The following is a 21,274-nucleotide window of genomic DNA, read 5'->3' as shown; positions in this document are numbered from 1 at the left end:
CCTGATCAGAAACTATGCCCGTTCGGTAAAATAGAGATAGGCGATCTTTTCCAGGGCCGAAACCGCCTGCAGTCCGTTTTTAAGCCTTTGCTCCAGATCCTCGGTCAAATCCTTCGGGTCGATGAAGCAGGCGTACCCATCGTCGCAGTTACCCGTACTCTGGCGGAAAAGCTTGAGGGAGATGAAATCGTTATAGGCGTGCAACAGCCTCTCGGTCAGCTCGATACCGAGATTGCCCCGTTCCTGAAGCCCCTTGATCCTGGCCATGGTGCCGGTTCCAGCCATCCCCGTCGCGAACGACAGCCAGCGGACAGCCGTTATGAGCGGGGTGATGGCCAGCTGGTCCAGATTGAAGTATCCCCGGTGTTCCCCGCCCCGCTCCACACGATATCCGCCAAACATGCCGACGGCCAGGGGGAGGGCAGTTGCCCGCCGGGCAAGAGCCCTGCCGGTGGACATCTGCCAGCACCCCGCGATCCGGGCCGCTGTCAACGCCATGCCGCTGGCAAGGAGAGCCGGGTCTCCGGCAACGATACGCAGATCGACCAACTGTTCCAGGAGGTGCGGTGCGGTTTCGTCGTCGGTGGTGTGGAAAAAGCCGGGGAGGTGGATGGAAGGACGTCGGTCGGGAAGCGGTCCCCGGTCAGCCTGGGCGATAAACTCCTGCCATACGGCAAGGGTCCCGGTCCAGACATAATCGCCAGGGGCGTGCAGATCGGGCGCAACGGTGCAGCCGCATTCGCGGAGCAGCGCCAGGATCTGGAATTTCAGCCGGTTGAAGTACTCGCGATCCGCACCGTCGCTATCGTCGAAAATCAGGAAAAAACTGCCGTTGCTGCGCAGGGTCTGCTCCTGCCGGCCACTGCTGCCGGCCGTCAGAATGGCGAACCGGGCGGTCGGCGTGTGCTTATCTTCAAGGTGGAGCAGTTTGAAGGCCAGTAGTGCGGCTGCCGTGATCAGACGGTCTTTGGCCAGGCCTGCCATCTCGTGCATGGCGAGCACTGATTGCCGGTGGACGAAATATTCTTTGCACAAGGCGACGCAGCGCCGATAGGCGGCAGCCAGTTCGTCGGCATACGCCGCCTGGTCCAGGCTGTCGAGAAAGGCGGTGAAGGTGACGCTGGTTGCTTTTTCGTAGGCGATCTCGTGATCCAGCTCATGGGAAAGCCGGGAGAGCAGGTTGCTCTCTTCGTCGGCCTCGGCCGGGGCATGGCGGCTGGTCGCCTGGTCCCGCAGAAAGGCGAGGAGGTCTGCAGCACCGCGCGAAGCGAGGATGCCGTTGCCGCTGGAGCCGAGGAAGATCGCCATGTTACGGGCTCCTCCGGATAGTGTCAGTTATGGTTGCCATGAACCTCCCGGGCAAGGAACTCGCGGATCTCGGCTGGTGGCGGTGGGGTGGCCAGGGAGACGGCGACCATGATGAGAATGACCAGCGGTGCCCCGCAGAAGGCCGACGACGTGAGCGGAAACAGCGTTGCCACCAGCGGCAGGTATGAGCCGAAGAGCGGCGCGCTGAAGGTGATGAGACTGCCGGCGGCCATACCGGCGATGGCCCCCTGGCGGTTGGCCCGTCCCCACCAGATACCCAGGAGGAACGCAGGGAAGATCGTGTTGCCGGCCAGGGCGAACGCCACCGCGGTTGTCTCGGCGATCAGACCGGGATGTCGCAGCGCGGCAACCATCACCACGAGGGCCAGACCCAGGGTGCCGGCCTTGGCCACGGCCATCCGCTTCCCTTCGCTGGCCCGGGGATTGATCAGCCGGTAATAGATGTCGTAGGAGATGGACACCGCCCCCGTCATCAGCAGCCCCGCAACGGTGAAGAAGGCGGCGCTGACGGCGCCGGCGGCCAGGATGCCGATGAGCCAGATGGGGAGTCCTCCCAGCACCGCCGTCTTCAGGACCACGATGTCGGCCATGGCGCGGTTGGCTGCCGGCGGGAGGAGTATCCCCTGACGCGCCTCAAGGAGCTTGCCGAAGACGGCGTAGGCCGGCGCGGACCAGTAGATCAGGGCGATGAAAAAGAGCCCCCAGGCCACGCTCCAGCGGGCATCCCGGATGTTGGGGACGGTGTAGAAGCGTGACAGGACATGGGGGAGACCGGCGGTCCCCACCATCAGCGAGAAGCAGAGAGCGATCCACTGGAACAGGGAGCCGTGCACGAACGGGGCTGCCAGGTCTATGGCGTAGTTCCGCTGCAGCTCGGTCAGGGCCACGCCATAGCCGAACTGGGGCAGCGGCCAGAAGTAGCCGAGCTTGTAGGCCAGTACCATGAGGGGGAGGATGAAGGAGACGATCAGCACGGTGTACTGCAGTTGCTGGGTCCTGGAGACGCCCAGCATGCCGGACAGCACGATGTAGGACATGAGCGCGCCGGTGCCCAGCATGACCCCGTTGTTGTACGAGATGCCCAGCAGCCAGGAGAAGAGTATCCCGATCCCCTTGAACTGGGCAACGCTGTAAATGAGCGCAATAGCGATGGAGATGTAGGCCGACAGCCGCCGGGCAGTGGTCGAGGCGTACCGTTCGCCGACAAAGTCGGGGGCCGTGTACTTGCCGAAACGGCGCAGCGGGCCGGCGAGGAGCACCAGCAGGAGGATGTAGCCGCCGGTCCAGCCGATCACGTAGGCAAGGGCTGCGTAGCCGTAGAGGTAGATGACGCCGGCCAGGCCGAGAAAGCTGGCAGCGCTCATCCAGTTGCTGGCAATTGCCGCACCGCCGCCGATCCTGCCTGTGTAGCGGCCGCTGAAACCATATTCGGAAGTCTCCCGCGCCTTGGAGATCAGGCCGACCACAACGAAAGAGAGGAGGACCAGGCAGACGATGATAATCGGCCAGACGGATTGTTCGGCAAGGCGCATGCTAGTCATAGAAGCCGTTTCTCCTGCGGTGGCTTCTCTCCGACAGACGGTCGACGCAGACATTGAAGATGACGCAGAGGATGATGAACCAGAGGGGAAGGAACTGAGCGGTGAACCAGAAATGGAACGGAAGATTGAAAAAGGTGAAGCGGGTCAGGAAGCTCTGGCCCTGCTGGTCGGCCAGGAGCCAGACCAGCAGCTGAAAGCCGAAAGGAAGCAGTCCCCACCCCGCCAGGATGGCGATGATCAGGGCCACTTCCCCGTTCAGCCGGCCATTTTCCGGCTTGAGGATGGTGATCCGGTCCTGGTCGTTCTGCTGGTCCATGGTCTACCCCTGTACGCCGGTTGTAGGTGAGGCGGGTGAAGCAGCCTCACGGATTACGCATTCTGTATACACCCGTCCATTGTAGCAGTAAACCCCTGCAAGTCCACGGCATCGGGTTTCATGATCTCGCGCAGGACCGTGGTGGCATAGGCGCCGCGGGGGAGGGTGAATTCGATGACGATGCCCTCTTCGTCCTGGTGGGCGGTGGCATCGCTCAGGGGTATCCGCAGGGGACGGCGTTCCCCTTCCAGCCGGAACGAGGCCGGTCCGGCAAGTTCCGCCGGGGTCAGCCCCTCCTCGGCCAGGACAGCCAGCTCCATCTCCAGCGGCATACCCTGGGGGAGGGTGACTTTGCTGCCGAACAGCGGCCCGGACGGGGAGATTTCCCGTGCTTGCGCCCGCGGCGCCTCGACAGCCGGGTCATCCACCAGGAAGCAGGCGCCGTTCACATGTTTCCAGGCAAGATCGCCGGCCAGCAGCCGGTCGAAGCTGTCGAGCCGCCGGGCCAGGAGCCGGTCGAAGAGGAGCGACTGCCAGGCCGAGAGATAGAGCCTGACCAGGCGGGGAGGGATGCGGCCCACGGCCCGCTGCCAGTCGTCGGGGCGTTTCACCAGACTGGCCACCACGTCCCGCTCCACCCGGCAGTGGCCGGGGAAGGCGGCCATGCTTCCTTCCAGGTCACCCTCCCGGAACAGGGTAATGGCCTGCTGCCACCGCTCGTCACGCACCTGGGCCGGGTCGCCGATAAGCGCCATGACCGCTTCCCGGAACTCCCCTCTCAGCAACTGGCGGCCGATCAGGTGGGAATTCCCCTGACTGCCGTAGCGCTGTTCGCCGAAAAAGTTCGGGCAGCCCCGGTCCATGAGGATCGCCAGGATGGAGCGGCACTGTTCCGCGGCTCCTGCCGGCACTTCCCGTATCCTGATCAGGAACCGGTTGCCCGCCAGGTGGCCAAGGCGGAGCTTGTTGGTATGCCGCTGCACGTCGAGGATGGTGAGCCCCGGAATTGCGACCTCCTGGAGCCGTTCCGGCGCGACCCGCGGCAGGGAGAGGGTCTGGCGGGTGATCCCCCGGCTGTCCTTCATGCCGGCATAGCCGATCTCCCGCTCCGGCAGGTGCAGGGTCTTGGCCAGGCGGCGGATTGCCTCCGGGGTGGTGATGCCGCTCTTTTCGACGGTCACATAGGTATGTTCGCCACTGCCGCACGGCTGATAGAGGGGGAGCTCGGTCACCTGGAAGTCGGCGGCCAGCGCCTTGATGACTCCGCCAATGCCGGGGATGCCGGCGGTCAGATAGGGAAGGGTCCGTAGATCACTACTCATTCTGTACTCCTAAGTCGGCATAGCCGGACCATACAAAAAAAGGCAATTAAACGCGGATCAATATCTGAAAGAAAGCGGATTAACGCGGATACAAGCGAGGCAAAAAGATGTTCACAATCCGTGTAAATCCGTCCAATCCGCGTCCTTCCGCGTTTAATTGCAGTTTAGCTTTCAAGTCGTAAGGGACTAACTGCCTTCCGGTAGTGCACGAAGTAGATCCGCGCCCCGTGGGCCATGAACTTGAGCATGTACTTGGTGCGGTGGTAATTGGCGAGTTCGTGGCGATAGAGATCGGGAGTCAGGCAGTTTTCGAACTCGTCAAGCTGCGGCATGAAGCCGGCCACGTCGATCCCGTAGTCGTCGAAATCGGTGGCGAAATGGAAGTCGCCTCCCGGTACCAGGTAGTCGGCCAGGAATTTGACGAATGCCGGCTGCACCAGGCGGCGTTTCCGGTGGCGCTGCTTGGGCCACGGGTCCGGGCAGTTGATGAAGACCTTTTGCAGTGAGCCGGGCTGGAGATAGTCGGCAATGAACTGCCTTGCCTCGAACCGTCCCACCCGGACATTGTCGAGACCGGCCTTCTCGACCCGGCGGCAGCTCTTGTAACACCCCTTGTTGTAGAAATCGAGGGCAATGAAGTTCAGGTCGGGGAAGTCGACGGCGGTCTTTACCACGAAGTCGCCGATGCCGCAGCCGATCTCCAGGGCCAGGGGTCGGTCGTTGCCGAAGATGGTGCTCCAGTCGGGCTGCTTTGGCAACTCTTCCGGCTGCAGGAAAAACGGCGAGTCGATGGCGATCATGGTCTGTGTGGATATCCGGTGCATGGCCTGGAACTATTAGCACATACGAGTAGTTTCGGCAAAGGGGATATTTTGCGACTTCGTTGCCATTTGGGGGAGGGTGTGTTACACAAGTATGATAGCTAACCATAGGAAGGAAAAAGAAAAAAACATGCGTTTCGACGAATTGCACCTCCCTGAGCCGGTACGGCAGGGGATTGTAGATGCCGGCTTCAGCAACTGTACCCCGATTCAGGAGAAGACCCTGCCGCTGTCCCTGGGCGGCCGTGATGTGGCAGGACAGGCCCAGACCGGTACCGGCAAGACCGCCGCCTTCCTCCTCACCCTGTTCACCCGCCTCCTCACCCAGGAGAAGCGGGGGGAGAAGCGCCATCCCCGGGCGCTGGTCCTGGCGCCGACCCGGGAACTGGTGGTGCAGATCGAGAAAGATGCCCAGCTCCTGGGCAAACACTGCGGGCTTTCCATCCAGGCCATCTACGGCGGCGTGGACTACATGCTGCAGCGCAACGCCCTGAAGGAAGGGGCCGACGTGGTGATCGGCACCCCGGGGCGGCTGATCGATTACCTGAAGCAGAAGGTCTACTCCTTAAGCAGCATCGAGGTGCTGGTCATCGACGAGGCGGACCGGATGTTCGACATGGGGTTCATAGCAGATCTCCGCTTCATCCTCCGCCGGCTCCCCCCCTATGACAAACGCCAGAACATGATGTTCTCCGCCACGCTGAACCAGCGGGTGATGGAGCTGGCCTACGAGTTCATGAACCTCCCCGAGAAGGTATCGGTAACGCCGGAGCAGATGACTGCCGAGCGGGTGGAGCAGGTCCTGTATCACGTGTCCCGCAAGGAGAAGTTTCCGCTCCTGTTGGGGCTCCTGCGCAAGGAGGGGATGGCGCGGACCATGATCTTCGTCAACACCAAGCGGGAGGCAGAGTTCCTCCACGACCGGCTGAACGCCAACGAGTTCCCCTGCCGGGTCATCTCCGGCGACGTGGAGCAGAAGAAGCGGCTCCGTATCCTGGAACAGTTCAAGGAGGGGACCATGCCGCTTTTGATCGCCACCGACGTGGCGTCCCGTGGGCTCCACATCGAAGGGGTCTCCCACGTCATCAACTACGACCTCCCCCAGGATTGCGAGGACTATGTCCACCGGATCGGCAGGACGGCCCGGGCCGGAGCCGAAGGGAAGGCGATCTCCCTGGCGGACGAGGACGGCGCCTTCTACGTGGAGGCGATCGAGGAGTACATCAAGGAGAAGGTTCCGACCGAGTGGGCCGAGGACGACCTGTTCGTGCACGACTACAAGCGGACCAAGCCGAACCTGAAGAAGCTGGAGAGCCAGCACGGCCACAAGCCGGGACACAAGCCGGGACCGGGAAAAGCGGTTGCGGCTGGTGACGGGGAGAAGCGAAAGCGGCCACGGAGCAGAAAGAAACCGGCCGCAGCCGGTCAGGGGAGTCCGACGTCGGCTGGGTGAAAAATTGTTGATCTTGTCAACGAAAAGGGGTGGTCCGAAAGGGCCACCCCTTTTTGCGGGCCATATCCTCTATCTAAGGGCCGTCAGAGCTTCTCCTGCACGCTCCGCACCTTGTCTTCCATACTCTGGACACGGTCAGTCCGAGTTCCCAGCTTGATGGTCGTGGTGATGCGCGGGGCACCCATCTCGTGCACCACCTCGTGACAGCGCTTCACCGCCGCAAACACGGCATCCCACTCCCCCTCCACATTGGTGCCGTAGGAGTGCAGCGAACTCTTCAGGCCGGCCTCGGTCAACACCTTTTCGCACGCGGCGACGTAGCTGGAAAGGGACACGCCGACACCGATCGGCACGATGCATAGATCAACCAGGACGTTCATGGTAACGCTCCTTTCATAGGTTATTTGTTTGGCAAGGTGAGGGCAAAGGTTCGCCCCATGACGAGCCAGTCGTTAAGGTCTGTTTCTCCCGGCCATCCGGCGGCTGCCACCATGAGCCACCCCTTCATGGGCCGGCCCGTCACATCGAACGGCCGCACCTGCTCCCGCTTGAGCATCTCCTGCGCCGTGGCCTCGTCAGTCCGGACAATCAGCTCCTCCTGCCAGATGCCGAAACAGATGTTGCCGTTCAGCAGGTAGCAGACGCCGCCGAACATCTTTCTCTTCTCGATGTCCGGCCATGCCGCGATCAGCGCGTCAATGCGCTGTTCGATGCTCTTGTCGTATGCCATGCCACCCTCTCCTTGTCTGACAGATGGACTGAGTATTGGTTTAGTTATCCCTTCGGGTATCGCTCATCGCTACCCCTTCCTCACTCGATCGGCCGTTTGATTCGCTGCAGGCACTAAAGGACGTGATTCGGATCATCTTCCATCATGCCGCATCAGACCAAGATAGGGATGCAGAACATGCTTTATGCAGCTCAGTACAAAATTTCAAGGTAAATGTGCACAGCTATTGAAATTGATCAGTAATTTTGCCGTGACGGCTTGGACACTACTTTTTCATCCACGAGGCCTTGGTCGCGAGCCTGACCCCGTCTTCCAGGGTGGCCTGCGTCAGACTTCCCGCTTCGGTCTGGATGCAGATGAAATAGAGATCCTCGCCGCCGGCCTTATAGGCCCGCTCCCCTTGCGGCGCCACCCGGACCAGGCTCCCTTCGCTCACCGGAAACTCCTCTCCATCCACGTAGAAGATGCCTTTGCCGCCCAGTACGATGTAGAGTTCTTCGTTTTTCTTGTGGTTATGGACAAACGGCATTCCCTTGCCGGCCGGAAGGCGGTTGAGAGAGACCTCGCATCCGGTGAGGCCCAGTTCACCGCCAATGAAGTATTTCCCGTGAAACCCCAGGAAATCCCGCTGCAAAAGGGTTTCAAACGGCCCGGCGTGCTCTGCGGTAAAGTTGCTTCCCTGCATGGTCATGGTCGTATTCCTCCATTGTGTGATATGTGGACCGTGCGGTCCAGAAATGGGTAAAAAAATTTCAGGTTAGCGCCCGCAGGGTAACGGCGACGATATCACGCACGCGTTGTTCGTCCGCCCCACCCTTGACAACGGTCTTGATCCCTCCCAGGCTGCTGATCAGATAGCTTGCCAGCGCCTCGGCCTCCAGGTCGCGCGTTATCTCTCCCTTGGCTTGTCCCTGTCTGACCGCCCGGCAGAGTATCACCCGCAATCCTTCAAAACCCAGGGAAACCCGTTCGGCGATGTCGCTGTCTTTCTGGGCGCATTCGGTGGCGGTATTCATCAGCAGGCAGCCGCGACGCGCATCGTTTGCGCGCCTGGCTTCGGCCGCCGAATTGAGCAGCATCTGCTCGATGAAACTCCGGCCGGAATCCGAGCTCTCCAGCAGATCGGCCAGGGCCTGCGAGATCTTTTCCCGGTAGCGGGAGATGCAGCGCAGAAAAAGCTCTTTCTTGCCGCCGAATGTCTGATAGAAGCTGCTTTTGGAAAGACCCATGGCCTTGAGCAGGTCCTGCAGGGTCGTTGCCTCGTATCCCTGGGACCAGAACACCTGCATGGCGGCATTGAGGGCCGTGTCGGGATCATATGCCAGTGGTCTGCCGAGTGTCATGAGTGAACTTTAGGACCGATCGGTCCATATGTCAACAGTAAACCCATCATGTAGGGAGTCGTCATCTGTCAACAATCCGCAGCTCATCCGGCGTGGCGGTCAGTTTTTCCAAGCCTTGATCGGTGACGGCAAAGCAGTTTTCGATCCCCACGGCGCCGATGCCGGGTAATGCAAACTTGGGCTCGATGGCAATGACCATCCCTTTGGCCAGGAGTTCCCGGGACCCCCGCGCCAGCACCGGAAGTTCGTCGACCTCCAGGCCGACGCCATGGCCGAGGAAGGGGACGCCGCCGCCTGCCCCCATGAACCCCTCGCTCAGGCCGGCCTTTGCGGCCATTGTCCGTGCCCGGTCGAAAAGCTCGCCGCACGCGGCGCCCGGTCTGGCCAGCGCCATCATCTCCTGCTGGATGGCCAGTGCCGTGTCAAAGGCATGCCAGCCCTTGTCGGGCAGATGGTTGATGGCAAACACCCGGGTCGTGTCGAGGACATAGGCAGCGTAACAACTGCCGAAATCGATGGATATCGGCTGGCCCGGCTCCAGAGTAATGCCTGCCGCACCGAAGGGAAAGGCGGAGGTCAATCCCACCCCGGCAATGGGCACATCGTACGAGCTGAGCGTGGCAGCCTGTTCCCCGGCTGTGATACAGGTAAAGGCCATTTCCTGGTTGAAGCCGCGCAAGCGAATGAGCCCCTGCTGGCCCTGCTCACGGGCGCGGGCTTCAAAGGCAGCCGCCAGTTCCAGGTCCGTCGTGGCGGTGGCGATAAGCGCTGGCACCTCCCCCCACAGGTCGCAGTCCTTCCGGGCATAGCTGCGCAGGATGTCGAGTTCCCACGGGGTCTTTACCGCGCGGACCTGGCGGATCAAGCGGCCCACGTCAACCAGGTTCCTCCCGGGCAGCGCCTTTTGCAGACGCTGCCAGAGCATCACCGGCAGGACATCCAGCTCAAGTCCCAGACTCCCCGACGTGGCTAGGCCAGCGTCGTGCAGGATACCGGGCAGATCGTCGAGCTTACCGAGTTTGACCACCGGCCAGGGCCAACCGGCGTCAATCTCCCCGCGGTGGCGATTCAGAAAGACCGGATCGCCTGCGGCGGGAATATAGAGATAGGCAGGCCAGATGCGGCCGGTGAAATAATACAGGTCGGTATTCTGTAAAATCAGGGCCCCGGCGATATCCCGGGCCGCCATGTGATTTTGAAAGGTCTTGATCCGTGCTGCCAGTTCCGTTGCCGGTGGTAAATTCATAGCCGCTCCCCGCGTTTCGCCCGGTTCGAAATAATGGGCAGTCGTTTCTTCCGGGCAACCATACCACCCGCGACGAGCTGCCGCCAAAGCAATTTTGACAAGGGATCAGGGTCGATCCCTTACAAAATATCTCCCCCGTCTACAGACCATGAGCCCTTCCCTCTCCATCCGGGCGAGATTGAGGGCGATCTGTTCACGGTCGCCCCTCACCCGGGTCGCCAGGTCGTCGGCAGACAGGCCGGGCTGGGCCAGGATCGTCCTGAGCAGGGCGCTGCGCTGTTGCCGGTTCGACCCCTCGAAACGGGACTGGCGGAGATGGTGGATGCTCTTGCGGGAGGGGTTGGGATGGTCCCGTTTCAGCACCACTCCGTAATCCATGAGCGCGTTGTACCAGTCCCGCGGTCGGGATCGGTCCAGGGTCGCCGCCACCAGCGGGAGCAGTTCCCTGTCGTGGATACCGGTGCGATCCTGGAAAAAGTGATGGATAAAGACGCTGCGGATGTTGGTTTCGATGAACAGTTCCGGCAGGTCAAAGGCGAACGCCATGATGGCGCCGGCGGTGTACGGGCCGATGCCGGGAAGCGATTCCAGCTCTTTGCGGTTAGGGGGAACGATGCCGCCGAAGCGTTCCACGATCGCCTCGCTGGCCCGTTTCAGCGCCAGGGCGCGCCGGTTGTAGCCGAGCCCCTGCCAGGCCTTCAGCAGTTCGCTCAGCTCGGCCGATGCCAGGGCCGCCACCGTGGGGAACTGGCTGACGAAGGCGACGAACTTTCCGGTCACCCGGTCCGCCTGGGTCTGCTGCAGCATGACCTCGGAGACCAGTGTCCGGTAGGGATCAATGGCCTCGCGCCACGGAAGGGTGCGGGGATTGGCGCTGGCGGCCGCGTACACGGCAGCGCGAAACCGTTCGATCTCGGCCTTTGCAAGCGGGGCTATGGGGTGTTCGGTACGCGTCTTCATCTTGTCACAACAGGGCAATAAGGAGTTTTCGAAAATCGATGCTGACCCTCTCCCGCTCTTCCCGGAGAGTGAAGCCCCGCGTCAGGACCTCCTCCTCGATCTCTTTCATGTGCAGGGCTCCCCAGGGGACGACGACGGTATCGTAGCTCTCAAGTGCCTTACCCAGGTGGCGGATCACTTCCCTGTTCCGCCGGTGGAGGATGTCATCCATGATGGCCTCGTTCATCTCCGGGGTGATGTTCTTCTCGGCCCAGGCGTTCAGGGCCAGGAACCCCTTCACGAAGGAGGGGCTCTCCTGCAACTGCTTGCCGATGGCATCGAGGACGAGGATGGTCGGCGGGCGAAAGGCGCTCACGTCCAGATCGGCCCTGAGAATATCGGGCTCCCGCGCCGGTTCCTTCTCCACCGAACCCGTTGCGTGCGGTCGGAGGGCAGCGAACTCCTCCTCCTCGAGGAGCCTCCCCGGGAACAGCATCTTATCCTGGGAGGTCAGCCCCAGGAAACCGGCCACCCTCCCGTAGCCGAACCTGTTCCGCAGCAGCTTCCCGTCGTCGGAAACCCCCTCGGCCAGCACAATGGTCCGCCCCGGAGCAACTGATCGTGCCAGGTCGTCGTAGTAGTGTTTCTCCCCCACGTGGATCATCCCTGCCAGCCTGATCGTCCGGTTGTCGCGCCGATAGACCCGCTCCGTCATGTAGAGCCCGCCGGGTTTGAGGTGCATGAACCCCGCGGTATACTCGGCCATGTACGCGTTTGCTGCAGAGAGGGCGAACATCGCCAGGGCGAGCGGGACGACGAACAGGTTGGCCGTACCGAAGAGGAGAGTATTCCTGAGGCTGAAGAACGGGGCCGCAAAGATCGCCGCCGGCAGCGCCGGGGGACGGCCGTCCGGCTGCCGGTATTGCCGGAGGAGGAACAGGGCGAGTGCCAGCTGTGCGGCAGCCGTAAGCAGTCCGTAGGCCCGGGCACCGGCGAGGGGAGGGAACAGCCAGCCGGACAGGAGGCAGAAGAAGGCGAAGATGGTCAGGGGGAGAAAGAGCCGCTTGGGGAGCCGCCGGTCTATGCCGAGGGAGAGATAGAGCGGAACCGCCATGAGGATGACGATGTTGGCCAGGAGGTTCCGTACCCCCGAAAGGGGCGCCAGCGGGACAAGGAGCGAGACGGCCTCGTCAAGGAGGGATACTCCGCCATCGACGAGGAACAGGAGCAGGAACAGGTTGGCAAAGGATCTCATCGGATGACTTTCCGTGTCAATGGTGCGCTCCGTGTCGTGGGATGAGCAGCGCTCACCTTGAAAAGCCGCCGGCGCGGCCACCGCTCAGGCGCACGAGGTCATCGGGCGCCAGCTCCAGGGTCCGATCGGGTCGGCCGATGCCGCAATAGAGGGTTGGCAGGACCGTCAGCACGTCGGCATCGATGAAAACGGCGGCATCCTCCCGGAGCGGCAACGGCGAGACGCTGCCCGGCTCCACCTCCAGCAGTTGCCGCACCTCCTCCGGCGAGAGTGGTGCAAGGTCGCGCCGGTTCACCCCGGCAAGGGCTGCGAGCCTGGGGTAATCGACCCTCGCGGTTCCCCGGAGCGCGGCCAGAATCAGCGCGCCGCTGCGGGTGCGGAACGCCACGGTTTTGACGATCCGCGCCAGGTCGAACGAGAGCTCTTGCTCCGCGTCCGCCATCGTCCTCGTTGCCGCGTGCTCGTGGAGAACGAACGGGACGCCGCTCTGTTCAACGCGGCTCACGAGACGGTCAAAGGTCGAATCCTTTTTCATCATATTTGTCCTTCTCGAAGGTAGCTGCTTGTCATGCGGTGCAACAGTCCGAAATATCTCTCATGGGCCGATCCAAGTCAACGGGAATGCCTCATACCCCGCATCAATGCACCATTTCATCCCTCTCTTACCCGTCGAGTACCAACCCCTTCGGAGCGAAATGGTCGCCTTGGTCCCCCGGGGCGGCCCTGATCATAGGCTACGGGAATCTGGGTGAGGAGCAGATCGAGCGGGGGGTGCGGATACTTCGGGCGGTGTTGGATCGGCAGGTGGTTGCGGGGGGAGGATGTGCACTGTCACAAAAGCTGTGAGTATCGTTGACAGAAATGCGGTATGCGTGCAATAAGAGTGCATTAATTGTCCAAAGGCTGCCGGTTTCTCGTCAACTGAGTGGCTTTGCAGATGGGACGTGCCTTGTGCGTTTTCAGGAGGGGTGAATGATTGCCGTACAAGGGTTTGGATGCCCGCACTGTCGAATCTTAGAGATCAGAACATTCAATAATCGGCTCCACGGGAACGCTTCGCGTCCCATAAACCTCAATCCATTGTAGCTAAGAGAGATGAAGACTACAACAATGGAAAAGGGTAGATGCGTGGTCACCCGTTATGAATAAATACCGACCCACCGGCTCATGACAAGCTGGTTGCGCCGAGATCGCTAGTTCAAACCGTGAGAGGGTAGGGCACAGATGTCTTTTAATCTCGAAAAAGTAGTCCCCTGGGGGCGATCGTTTGACGAGTATGTCGCCATGTTTGCGCTGAACAGGGATGATCTTCGGAAGAGCATCCTCGGCTGCAGCGATGGACCGGCAAGTTTCAACATGACGCTTACAAGCCTCGGCGGCTCGGCTGTATCCGTTGATCCGATCTATCGGTTCACAGCAGGGGAGATTGCGCGGCGCATAGAAGAAACCTGCGATATCGTAATGGAGCAGACGCGGGAGAACGAGCACGAGTTCGTCTGGACTCGGATACGCTCCCTGGAAGAGCTCAGGCAGGTTCGCATGTGCTCCATGCGCGACTTCCTGACGGGCTTTCAGCAGGGTAAGGACGAAGGCAGGTACATCGATGCCGAGTTGCCGAACCTTCCGTTCCCTGACGGGGCGTTCGATCTCGCCCTCTGCTCGCACTTCCTGTTTCTTTACAGTGAACAGTTCGACCTGGCATTTCACCTTCAGTCCCTTCACGAGCTTTGTCGTGTGGCGCGCGAGGTGCGGGTGTTCCCCGTGGTAGAGCTCGGTTCCATCCGCTCCCGGCATCTGGATGCCGTGGTTTCTGTGCTCTCTGCAGAAGGTTATCAGGTAGGGGGTGAGCGGGTCGGCTACGAGTTCCAGAGGGGCGGCAACGAAATGCTCAGGCTGAAGCCCGGAACCGCCCGTCGGGCGGTATGAAAGGCACTCGTCCCGATTGAACCTGCCGGTGCTTTTCACTTCTTTCCGGTTTGCTTGACAGGACATATCGACAGATGTTTCGTTTTAGGAAATTGTGATCGATAGAGGGTGCGCGATGGAAATAGTGAAAATTTCTCCGAAATTCCAGGTTGTCATTCCCTGGGAGGTGCGGGGAAAGCTGAACCTGGTGGCCGGTCAGCGGATGCAGGTGGTCGTCTACGGCAACCGGATAGAACTGATCCGGGAGAGGGAGATCGCCGATATGCGCGGTTTTTTGAAGGGGATTGACACCGCCGTCGAACAGGAACCTGATCGCGTATGAATGTGGTAGATCCATCTGCCTGGCTGGATTTTCACCGACGGCCCGACTGCACGAGGCGACCTTCTGGACCCAGGATGAGCACTTCCGCGGCCTTCCAGGGGTGCGGTATGTTCCCTAAACAGGAATATTGAGCCCTCACAATTCGCGTATGCATTCCTGAACCGCTTTCGGCTACTCGATCAACCGCCCGATCCTGTTCCAGCGGACCCGCCATGCGTCGCTGTCCCGCACGCTGATCCCGTCTCCCGCCATAGCAGCCGTCGAAACCAGAACCGGGTGAGGAGGGCGGCCAGGCCAGCTCCGGCGGAGGCTGCCAGGAGCGGGGCCAGCCAGCGCTCGAACCCTGCCGTGAGTGGCGTGGCCGGCTGTCGTCCGGACGGGTCGCGGTGAAAACCGCGCCGCATGTCGAGAAAAAACGGGATCTGCCAGGCATTGTCCCGCACGTATGCCCCGATGGCGCGCCAGAGCAGCCGGCGTTCCGTTGGCGGAAGCTCCGCCAGGAGTCCGTCGATGCTGGCCAGGATGGGGCCGAGTTGCAGCCGGCCGCTATTGGCCTGTTGCCGGTAGAGTTGGGGGACCTCGGCAAAGAAACGGTCCCAGCGGGCAGCGGCGGCCCCCATGATCAGGGCGTTGAGGGTCTGGCGCTCCCGCAGCCCCTCGGTTTCGAAGCGGCGGGCGGAGGTCAGGATCTCGTCGGGAAAGAGGAGCCATTCCCCCTCGTCCAGTATCCGGTCGGCCAGGTGGGTCTCGGCGAGCATCGGCGGCCCCGTTGGAAAGGGGCCGATCGTGTCGAAGAAGGTGCGAAAGAGCATGAACCCCTGGTCGCCGTGGATGCAGCCTTGCCGGTTCAGGCGGGCCTTGGCTTCATAGAAGGCAAACCCCCGCGCTGCCTGCTGGCTGCTCTGCCGGAAGACAAGCCGGAATCGGCCGGCAAACCGGTCGTTTCCGGCTTGCCGGCACCCATCTTCCAGCGCCCGGACGGCCCTTTCCAGGGCGTGGCAGTCCGGGAAATGGGAGTCGGCATGCAGAAAGAGGAGGAGCGGTGCCCTGCTGGCAGCAACCCCGGCATTCAACTGGCGCGCGCGTCCCGGCGGTTCGGCGATGATACTGATCCGCAGTGGCAGCGCCGTGGCGAGACCGGCCGCTACCTGTTGGGTCCCGTCGTCCGAACCGCCGTCGCAGAGGATCGTCTCGAAGTGTACCCCGGTCTGAGCAGCCAGGTTCCGGAGCAGTTTTGGCAGGGTCTCCTGCTCGTTCAACACCGGTACGATGACGGAGAGGGCTGGAGGCCGGAAATCATGTCGTTCGGGCAATGGGAATAACGGATTCAATAGTACCTCCCAGGGGTCGAAGAGTATCTACCAACGGGAACAGAGAGCCACAGCGGAGAGTCCCGTCCTCAGATCGCCCGGCACCATCCTGAAGCTCTAATCCCCATTTTCTGATTACCGTTTCCAATATACCGCCTCTTCTCCCTATCTGCCAGGAGGTAGATCCTGTGGCGGGATACGACGGCGCCTTTGTCTTTTTTACCTGCTGTGTTATAACACCTGTCGGCGGTTACGGTATTTCATTTTGTGCGGTTGTGGAGGATGTATATGGCTCGTGCATGGCTGTGGTTGGTTTGTTCGCTGGTATCTCTGCTCGGAGCTGGCCGCACCGTTTCTGCTGCCGAGCTGCGTGGCCTGGTCAGCGCAGTCTCAGGCGAGGCCCGGGTAGTCGCTTTGGAGCGCGTCCCCAAAGAAACGATCCTTATCCAGTACGACGACAGAACCGTTTTTCGTAGTCTCAAGGGGGCGGGGGACCTGGAAGCGGGGGAGACGATCATAGTCGATTACCGTGAGCTTACGGACCGGAATCTCGCAACGACCATTTCTGTCGATCTCCCTCCGTTGCCACAACCGGTCACGCTTATCAGCCGTTCCGAACTGGAAGCGCTTCTGCGTTCAGGCGATGGCGGCAAACCGTTTTTTTTGGCAGATATCCGTACTCCGGAAGAGTTTGCCAATGGACATATCCCTGGCGCCGAACCTGTCCCCTACTCATTTCTCGAAAAGCGTATGGGTGAGCAGCTCCCCGAAGACAAAGGCACCTCCCTGATCTTCTACGCCAACGTTGCCAGCAGCAGCCTGCTTCCCAAGGCGGTGGCGCTGGCTCTGAAACACCGGTACCGTGATGTCAGGGTCTACCGTGGCGGTATGGCCGATTGGCTGAAGAGCGACAATCTGGTTGAGTCGACCGTGGAATCGCTCAACAAGGGGGCGCAGGGGATTGTTGACCTGAGGAGCACGATTGCCGCTGCTGCCGGACATATTCCGGAAGCGGCCAACATACCGGCTGAAGAACTGGAAAAAGGCCGGTTGCCTGCTGACACGAACATGCCACTGATCTTTTATGGGGACAGGAGGACCGACGTTCGATCGGTTGCCGCCAAGGTGCGAGGATGGGGATACCGCAAGGTGTTCTACATCGTCGCCGGGATCGAATCCTGGCAGGAACATGGCGGAGCGCTGCAGCACGGTCCGGCCGCCGGCGAGGTCAACTATTCTTCCAAGCACGAAGGGGGAAGGATTGACAAGGAAGACCTGCCAAGTGTTATCAGTTCAAAGAAAACGGTCCTGATCCTGGACGTACGCGGTGCAAAGGAGTTCGCGTCAGCACGTCTGCCCAGGGCGGTCAATATCCCGCTGGCAAGCCTGGCAAAGCGCCGGGAAGAGATCAATAAGCAGATGATCATCTTTATCTACGCTGCCAACGGTACAACTGCCGGTATGGCGTATCGGTTCCTGAACGAGAAAGGCTATCGGGCCTGCTACCTTGACGCTTCCCTGGAGATCCGGAAAGACGGCACCTACCGGGTGAAGGAATGATCGGGCCGCTGCCGTGTGCTCTTTGCAGCGATCTGTGGCGATGATATACTTTATTAAAAACAAAACAAGGAGGATCTGATGAAACTGACGACGGTACGAATACTCATGCTCGTGCTCGGACTGGCAGTGACCCTCACCGCCTGCGCCCCCTACCAGTACAGCGGCGGTACTGCCGGCGGGGCGATGGGTGGGATTGCCGGGGCTATTCTCGACCGGAGAAACCCATGGCGGGGTGGGGTGATAGGCGCGGCCCTGGGAAGCATTGCCGGCGCCACCATCTCGGAGATTTCGGTGCGCGGGGCAGGAGAGGCGGTCAGAGAGGGGCGGCCGGTGGAGTATCGGACCGAAACGGGGGAAGGGCATGGCCGCTACTATGCGGAGCCGGTGCCGCAGCAACAGACCCAGACCAAGTGCCGCAAGGTGCGTGAGCGGATCTATGAGGGGGATCGCTTGGTGAAGGATCACATCAAGGAGGTCTGCGAAGGGGAGAAGACCGACTCGTCCTACTGAGCCGGCCGTATCTGTAAACGCAGAAAGGGTGGCCCCATATGAGGAGCCACCCTTTCTTATCTACTGCTGCCGACAGCTCGGCAGCGTCATGCCAATTTGAACTGCCCCACAAGTCGTTGCAGCTCCTCGGCAGTCGAGGCCAGCTGGCTGGCGGCGGATGCCGATTCTTCCGCCCCTCTCGCGGTGTGTTGAATCACTTCGGTAATCTGCTGGATATTGCCGCTGATCTCGCTCGACGTTGCCGTCTGCTGCTCCGCGGCGGTGGCGATCTGGTTCACCTGCATGCTCACCGAATTAACCTGGTCGAGGATCTCCTGGAGGGCCGCTCCCGATTTGGCCGCTTCCGAAGTACCGTTTTCCACCTGGTGCACCCCCTCCTCCATGACGGCCACGGCTCCCTTGGTCTCGGTCTGGATTGCCTTGATCATCTCCCCGATCTCACGGGTCGCCTTGGTGGTCCGTTCGGCCAGTGCCCGCACCTCGTCGGCGACAACCGCGAAGCCACGTCCCTGCTCGCCGGCCCGGGCCGCTTCGATGGCCGCGTTAAGGGCCAGCAGGTTGGTCTGGTCGGCGATATCCTCGATGGTGCCGATAATGGCGCCGATCTGATCTGACCTGTTCCCCAGACTTTCCACGGTTTTTGCCGACTCCTGCACCTTGACCGCTATCTGGTTCATAACTGCTACGGTCTTCTCTACCACCGATGCCCCGGCATTGGCCGAATCATTGGCGTGCCGGGAACCGTCGGCCGCCAGGTGACAGTTCTGGGCGATATCGCCGGACGTGGCAGCCATCTCCTCGGCTGCGGTCGCCACGGTGCCGGCCTGGGCCGCCACTTCCTCGGCGCCGTTCGATGTCTGCACCGACGCCGCCTGAAGCTGGTTGGCCGCCGAAGCAACCAGCGCCGAGTTCTGGGCGACCTGGGAGATTATGGTGCGCAGCTTTTCCACAAAGGTGTTGAACATGGCGCAGATCTCGCCCAGTTCATCCCGACCTGCGTAGTCGAGCCGCTTGGTCAAGTCCCCCTCACCTTGGGCGATATCGGTGAGCATGGCATTGATCTGCAGAAGCGGCCGTTTGATGGAGCGGATAAGGGTGACCACAACAAGAAGCGCCAGCAGGATTGCTGCCAGGGAGAGGGTGGTCAGGACGCCATTGATCTTCTGCTTGATGGCTTCTGCATCCTTGCTGCTGCTGGCCATTCTCTTGTCTATCCGGTTGGCAAGGTCTTCGGCCTGGGATTCCATGCGATGGATCGGCTCCTTGTATTCGCCGATCGCACTGTTGGCGTCCTGGGTGGTCCTGATCTGCCCGGCGACGACCTGGTCGGCCACCAGGTTGAAGCCGGCCACATAGGTCTCCAGCTCCTTTCTGATGGCGGCCACAACCGCCTTGTCCTGCTGGTCGGTCAGCAGCCCGTCGATTCCGTCAACGCGTTTCTTGCACTGTTCCAGCGCCTCACCCCATTTCTTCCGGTATTCGCCGACCTTGGCCGGATCGCTCAGGTTGATAAAGGCGTCCTTTTCGAAGCGCCGCATGATGTTGACGTTGGCCCTGGTCCGCTGGGCATACTCCACCAGCTTGGCCTCGGTGTACAGAATTCTCCGGCTCTCCTTTTCCAGTGCGTGCGTCCCCCAGTAACCGGTTATGGCGATGGCGACCAGAAAGAGCAGGATAATGCCGAAGCCTATGGCCAGACGTTTGCCGATTTTCACGTTTGCGAGCATATTCCCTCCTTGATGAACGGATTGATGAGCCTGCATGCTGAACCTGGCAGATTGAATCAGGATTTCTTTTCGGATGGGGAATTAATAACTAAAGCAAATTATTATCATTTCGCCTGTCAAGAAGGCGCCGTCGCACCTGTTACTTTCCGCTTTTCCCCTTGCACCCGGAATGGTAGGATTGTCGTCTGACAGTAAACGACAGGAGCGAACCGATGGGGCGCCACACCAGGCCAAAACTTCTCTATGCCGACCGTAAAGGGAACATCTACGACCACCCGTACCTGGAGATGGCCGGCATGAACGGCCAGGAGCCGGTCCTGCCCGAGGAGGTGGAGCTTATCCCGCTTCCCGACGACAGCCGGCTCTTTACCATTCCCGACACCCCGCCCATTGCGTGGAATGGGAAAAATCGGCAATTCACCACCGTCGCCACCGTGCGGGAGGGGAAACGGGAGGAGCGGGTCCAGGCGGTCTCCGCCTTCATGGCCCCCGGGTATGTGCGAACCCTGCTGCCGGCCTGCGACTACAGTCGGAAGCGGATACACCTGCCGCTCTGGTCCTACACCGCCGTCGGGTGGGACGAGGAGCAGGAACGGTTCGTGGTGGCAGCCAGCCGGGTGGACACCAACGAGAACTGGCTCCCCAAGAACTATGACGACCGGCTGCTGGACCCCCTGGTGCGCAAAATGCTGGGCGTGTTTCCCGATAACCGGCTCCTGGAGCAGCTTAGCCGTTGTGCCATCGACTACCACTGCTTTGCCGCCAAGAACCTTTTCTACCGCCGATGGGAGGCCCCCATCCCCACGTCGCCGGTCTGCAACTCCCGCTGTCTTGGGTGCATCAGTCTCCAGCCGTCCGACTGCTGTCCTTCCAACCACGAGCGGATCGGTTTCGTGCCGACGCCGGAGGAGATATGCGAACTGATGCTCCCCCACCTGGAGGAGGCCCCGGAGCCGATCGTCTCCTACGGCCAGGGGTGCGAGGGGGACCCGATCATGCAGGCCGACACCGTGGCCGAGGCGACCAGGCGTCTGAAGAGTATCGCCGGGCGCGGCACGGTTAACTTCAACTCCAACGGCTCCTTCCCGGACCGGATCGCCATGCTTTGCGACGCCGGGATGGACTCCATGCGCTTTTCCATGAACTCGGTGCAGGAGGAGCTGTACAACCTCTACTACCGGCCAATGAACTACCGGTTCAGCGATGTGGTGGCGTCGGTGCGGACGGCCAAGGAGCGGGGGCTCTTCACCATGATCAACTACCTGGTGTCGCCGGGAGTCACCGACAGCGAGGCCGAGGTCGAGGCGCTCTTGCGCTTCATCGCCGACACCGGGGTGGATATGCTCCAGCTGCGTAACCTCTCCATCGATCCGGACTACTACAACCGTCAGATGGGGGTGACCGGGCGAGGAATGGGGATGTACCGGATGATGGAGCGGGTGAAGCGGGAGTTTCCCTGCATCCAGTACGGCTACTTCAACCGGACGAAAGAGAACTTCTATCCCGAGGGATTTGAGAAGGGGTGGCCGATCCGGTAGTGGAAGCCATGGATTCACCACCGACCGGGAAGCGAAAAGGCCTGCGGAGATATCTCCACGGGCCTTTTCGCTTGAAACGTCCAGGA

Annotated in this window: 21 protein-coding genes; 6 read left to right on the top strand and 15 right to left on the bottom strand. The window is 61.2% G+C overall.

The genetic code is table 11. From position 1 onward, the window contains the following. Positions 1–12 precede the first annotated feature (12 nt). The 5 genes from JN12_RS00265 to trmB all read right to left on the bottom strand — a co-directional run bounded on the left by JN12_RS00265 (position 13) and on the right by trmB (position 5,332). Positions 13–1,308 carry a putative nucleotidyltransferase substrate binding domain-containing protein gene (locus tag JN12_RS00265; protein ID WP_145016906.1) on the bottom strand — a complete coding sequence of 432 codons (1,296 nt, stop codon included), beginning with the start codon at positions 1,306–1,308 and terminating at the stop codon, positions 13–15. Positions 1,309–1,331: 23 nt separating this feature from the next. Further along, positions 1,332–2,870, bottom strand: a complete 1,539-nt coding sequence (locus tag JN12_RS00260; RefSeq protein ID WP_145016904.1) for a VC_2705 family sodium/solute symporter — start codon at positions 2,868–2,870, stop codon at positions 1,332–1,334. Next, the gene (locus JN12_RS00255) at positions 2,863–3,186 is read right to left on the bottom strand and encodes a DUF4212 domain-containing protein (RefSeq protein ID WP_145016902.1); all 324 of its coding nucleotides are present in this window, start codon (positions 3,184–3,186) and stop codon (positions 2,863–2,865) included. Before JN12_RS00255 ends, JN12_RS00260 begins: the two co-directional genes overlap by 8 nt. A gap of 53 nt (positions 3,187–3,239) precedes the next feature. Beyond that, entirely contained in the window at positions 3,240–4,508 is a 1,269-nt protein-coding gene (gene truD / locus JN12_RS00250) for a tRNA pseudouridine(13) synthase TruD (protein WP_145016900.1), read from the bottom strand. A 164-nt stretch (positions 4,509–4,672) separates the two neighbouring features. After that, positions 4,673–5,332 (bottom strand): tRNA (guanosine(46)-N7)-methyltransferase TrmB, encoded by a 660-nt coding sequence (gene trmB, locus JN12_RS00245; RefSeq protein WP_145016898.1) that lies wholly within the window; start codon positions 5,330–5,332, stop codon positions 4,673–4,675. A gap of 127 nt (positions 5,333–5,459) precedes the next feature. Between trmB and JN12_RS00240 the strand changes: the two genes are divergently transcribed. Continuing rightward, entirely contained in the window at positions 5,460–6,782 is a 1,323-nt protein-coding gene (locus JN12_RS00240; RefSeq protein ID WP_145016896.1) for a DEAD/DEAH box helicase, read from the top strand. 83 nt (positions 6,783–6,865) lie between these two features. Here the strand turns inward: JN12_RS00240 and JN12_RS00235 are convergent, their stop codons facing one another. The 8 genes from JN12_RS00235 to JN12_RS00200 form a co-directional block, all read right to left on the bottom strand. Next, positions 6,866–7,162: an MTH1187 family thiamine-binding protein gene (locus JN12_RS00235; RefSeq protein WP_145016894.1), complete on the bottom strand. Its 297-nt coding sequence runs from the start codon at positions 7,160–7,162 to the stop codon at positions 6,866–6,868. Positions 7,163–7,182: 20 nt separating this feature from the next. Next, positions 7,183–7,512, bottom strand: coding sequence for a TfoX/Sxy family protein (locus JN12_RS00230; protein ID WP_145016892.1), 330 nt, complete (start codon positions 7,510–7,512; stop codon positions 7,183–7,185). A 265-nt stretch (positions 7,513–7,777) separates the two neighbouring features. Then, positions 7,778–8,203 carry a cupin domain-containing protein gene (locus JN12_RS00225; RefSeq protein WP_145016890.1) on the bottom strand — a complete coding sequence of 142 codons (426 nt, stop codon included), beginning with the start codon at positions 8,201–8,203 and terminating at the stop codon, positions 7,778–7,780. Positions 8,204–8,264: 61 nt separating this feature from the next. After that, the gene (locus JN12_RS00220) at positions 8,265–8,855 is read right to left on the bottom strand and encodes a TetR/AcrR family transcriptional regulator (RefSeq protein WP_145016888.1); all 591 of its coding nucleotides are present in this window, start codon (positions 8,853–8,855) and stop codon (positions 8,265–8,267) included. A 61-nt stretch (positions 8,856–8,916) separates the two neighbouring features. Then, positions 8,917–10,101: a M24 family metallopeptidase gene (locus tag JN12_RS00215; protein ID WP_145016886.1), complete on the bottom strand. Its 1,185-nt coding sequence runs from the start codon at positions 10,099–10,101 to the stop codon at positions 8,917–8,919. A 105-nt stretch (positions 10,102–10,206) separates the two neighbouring features. Further along, the gene (locus JN12_RS00210) at positions 10,207–11,061 is read right to left on the bottom strand and encodes an HhH-GPD family protein (protein WP_145016884.1); all 855 of its coding nucleotides are present in this window, start codon (positions 11,059–11,061) and stop codon (positions 10,207–10,209) included. 4 nt (positions 11,062–11,065) lie between these two features. Beyond that, positions 11,066–12,295 carry a hypothetical protein gene (locus JN12_RS00205; RefSeq protein WP_145016882.1) on the bottom strand — a complete coding sequence of 410 codons (1,230 nt, stop codon included), beginning with the start codon at positions 12,293–12,295 and terminating at the stop codon, positions 11,066–11,068. Positions 12,296–12,347: 52 nt separating this feature from the next. Further along, positions 12,348–12,830 (bottom strand): aminoacyl-tRNA deacylase, encoded by a 483-nt coding sequence (locus tag JN12_RS00200; RefSeq protein ID WP_246125670.1) that lies wholly within the window; start codon positions 12,828–12,830, stop codon positions 12,348–12,350. A 689-nt stretch (positions 12,831–13,519) separates the two neighbouring features. On the opposite strand from JN12_RS00200, the gene JN12_RS00195 reads away from it, so the two are divergent. Next, on the top strand, positions 13,520–14,221 hold the full coding sequence (locus tag JN12_RS00195) for a class I SAM-dependent methyltransferase (RefSeq protein WP_145016877.1): 702 nt from the start codon (positions 13,520–13,522) through the stop codon (positions 14,219–14,221). 115 nt (positions 14,222–14,336) lie between these two features. Beyond that, positions 14,337–14,543: an AbrB/MazE/SpoVT family DNA-binding domain-containing protein gene (locus JN12_RS00190; RefSeq protein ID WP_145016875.1), complete on the top strand. Its 207-nt coding sequence runs from the start codon at positions 14,337–14,339 to the stop codon at positions 14,541–14,543. A gap of 179 nt (positions 14,544–14,722) precedes the next feature. Here JN12_RS00190 and JN12_RS00180 read toward each other — a convergent pair whose 3' ends face one another. Then, positions 14,723–15,874, bottom strand: a complete 1,152-nt coding sequence (locus tag JN12_RS00180) for a glycosyltransferase (protein WP_246125668.1) — start codon at positions 15,872–15,874, stop codon at positions 14,723–14,725. A 267-nt stretch (positions 15,875–16,141) separates the two neighbouring features. Here JN12_RS00180 and JN12_RS00175 point away from each other — a divergent pair, with 267 nt between their 5' ends. Both JN12_RS00175 and JN12_RS00170 read left to right on the top strand, forming a co-directional pair. Then, positions 16,142–17,413 carry a rhodanese-like domain-containing protein gene (locus tag JN12_RS00175; protein ID WP_170241800.1) on the top strand — a complete coding sequence of 424 codons (1,272 nt, stop codon included), beginning with the start codon at positions 16,142–16,144 and terminating at the stop codon, positions 17,411–17,413. A gap of 78 nt (positions 17,414–17,491) precedes the next feature. Further along, on the top strand, positions 17,492–17,923 hold the full coding sequence (locus JN12_RS00170; RefSeq protein ID WP_145016871.1) for a glycine zipper 2TM domain-containing protein: 432 nt from the start codon (positions 17,492–17,494) through the stop codon (positions 17,921–17,923). Between the two features lie 86 nt (positions 17,924–18,009). Here the strand turns inward: JN12_RS00170 and JN12_RS00165 are convergent, their stop codons facing one another. After that, positions 18,010–19,650, bottom strand: a complete 1,641-nt coding sequence (locus JN12_RS00165; protein WP_145016869.1) for a methyl-accepting chemotaxis protein — start codon at positions 19,648–19,650, stop codon at positions 18,010–18,012. 212 nt (positions 19,651–19,862) lie between these two features. On the opposite strand from JN12_RS00165, the gene JN12_RS00160 reads away from it, so the two are divergent. After that, positions 19,863–21,188, top strand: a complete 1,326-nt coding sequence (locus JN12_RS00160; protein WP_145016868.1) for a radical SAM protein — start codon at positions 19,863–19,865, stop codon at positions 21,186–21,188. The last annotated feature ends 86 nt before the right edge of the window (positions 21,189–21,274 follow it).

The organism is Geobacter argillaceus, assembly GCF_007830735.1.
Taxonomy (GTDB): domain Bacteria; phylum Desulfobacterota; class Desulfuromonadia; order Geobacterales; family DSM-12255; genus Geomobilibacter; species Geomobilibacter argillaceus.
Note: the sequence above shows the minus strand (reverse complement) of the source record. Positions and strands in the feature narration are given on the sequence as shown.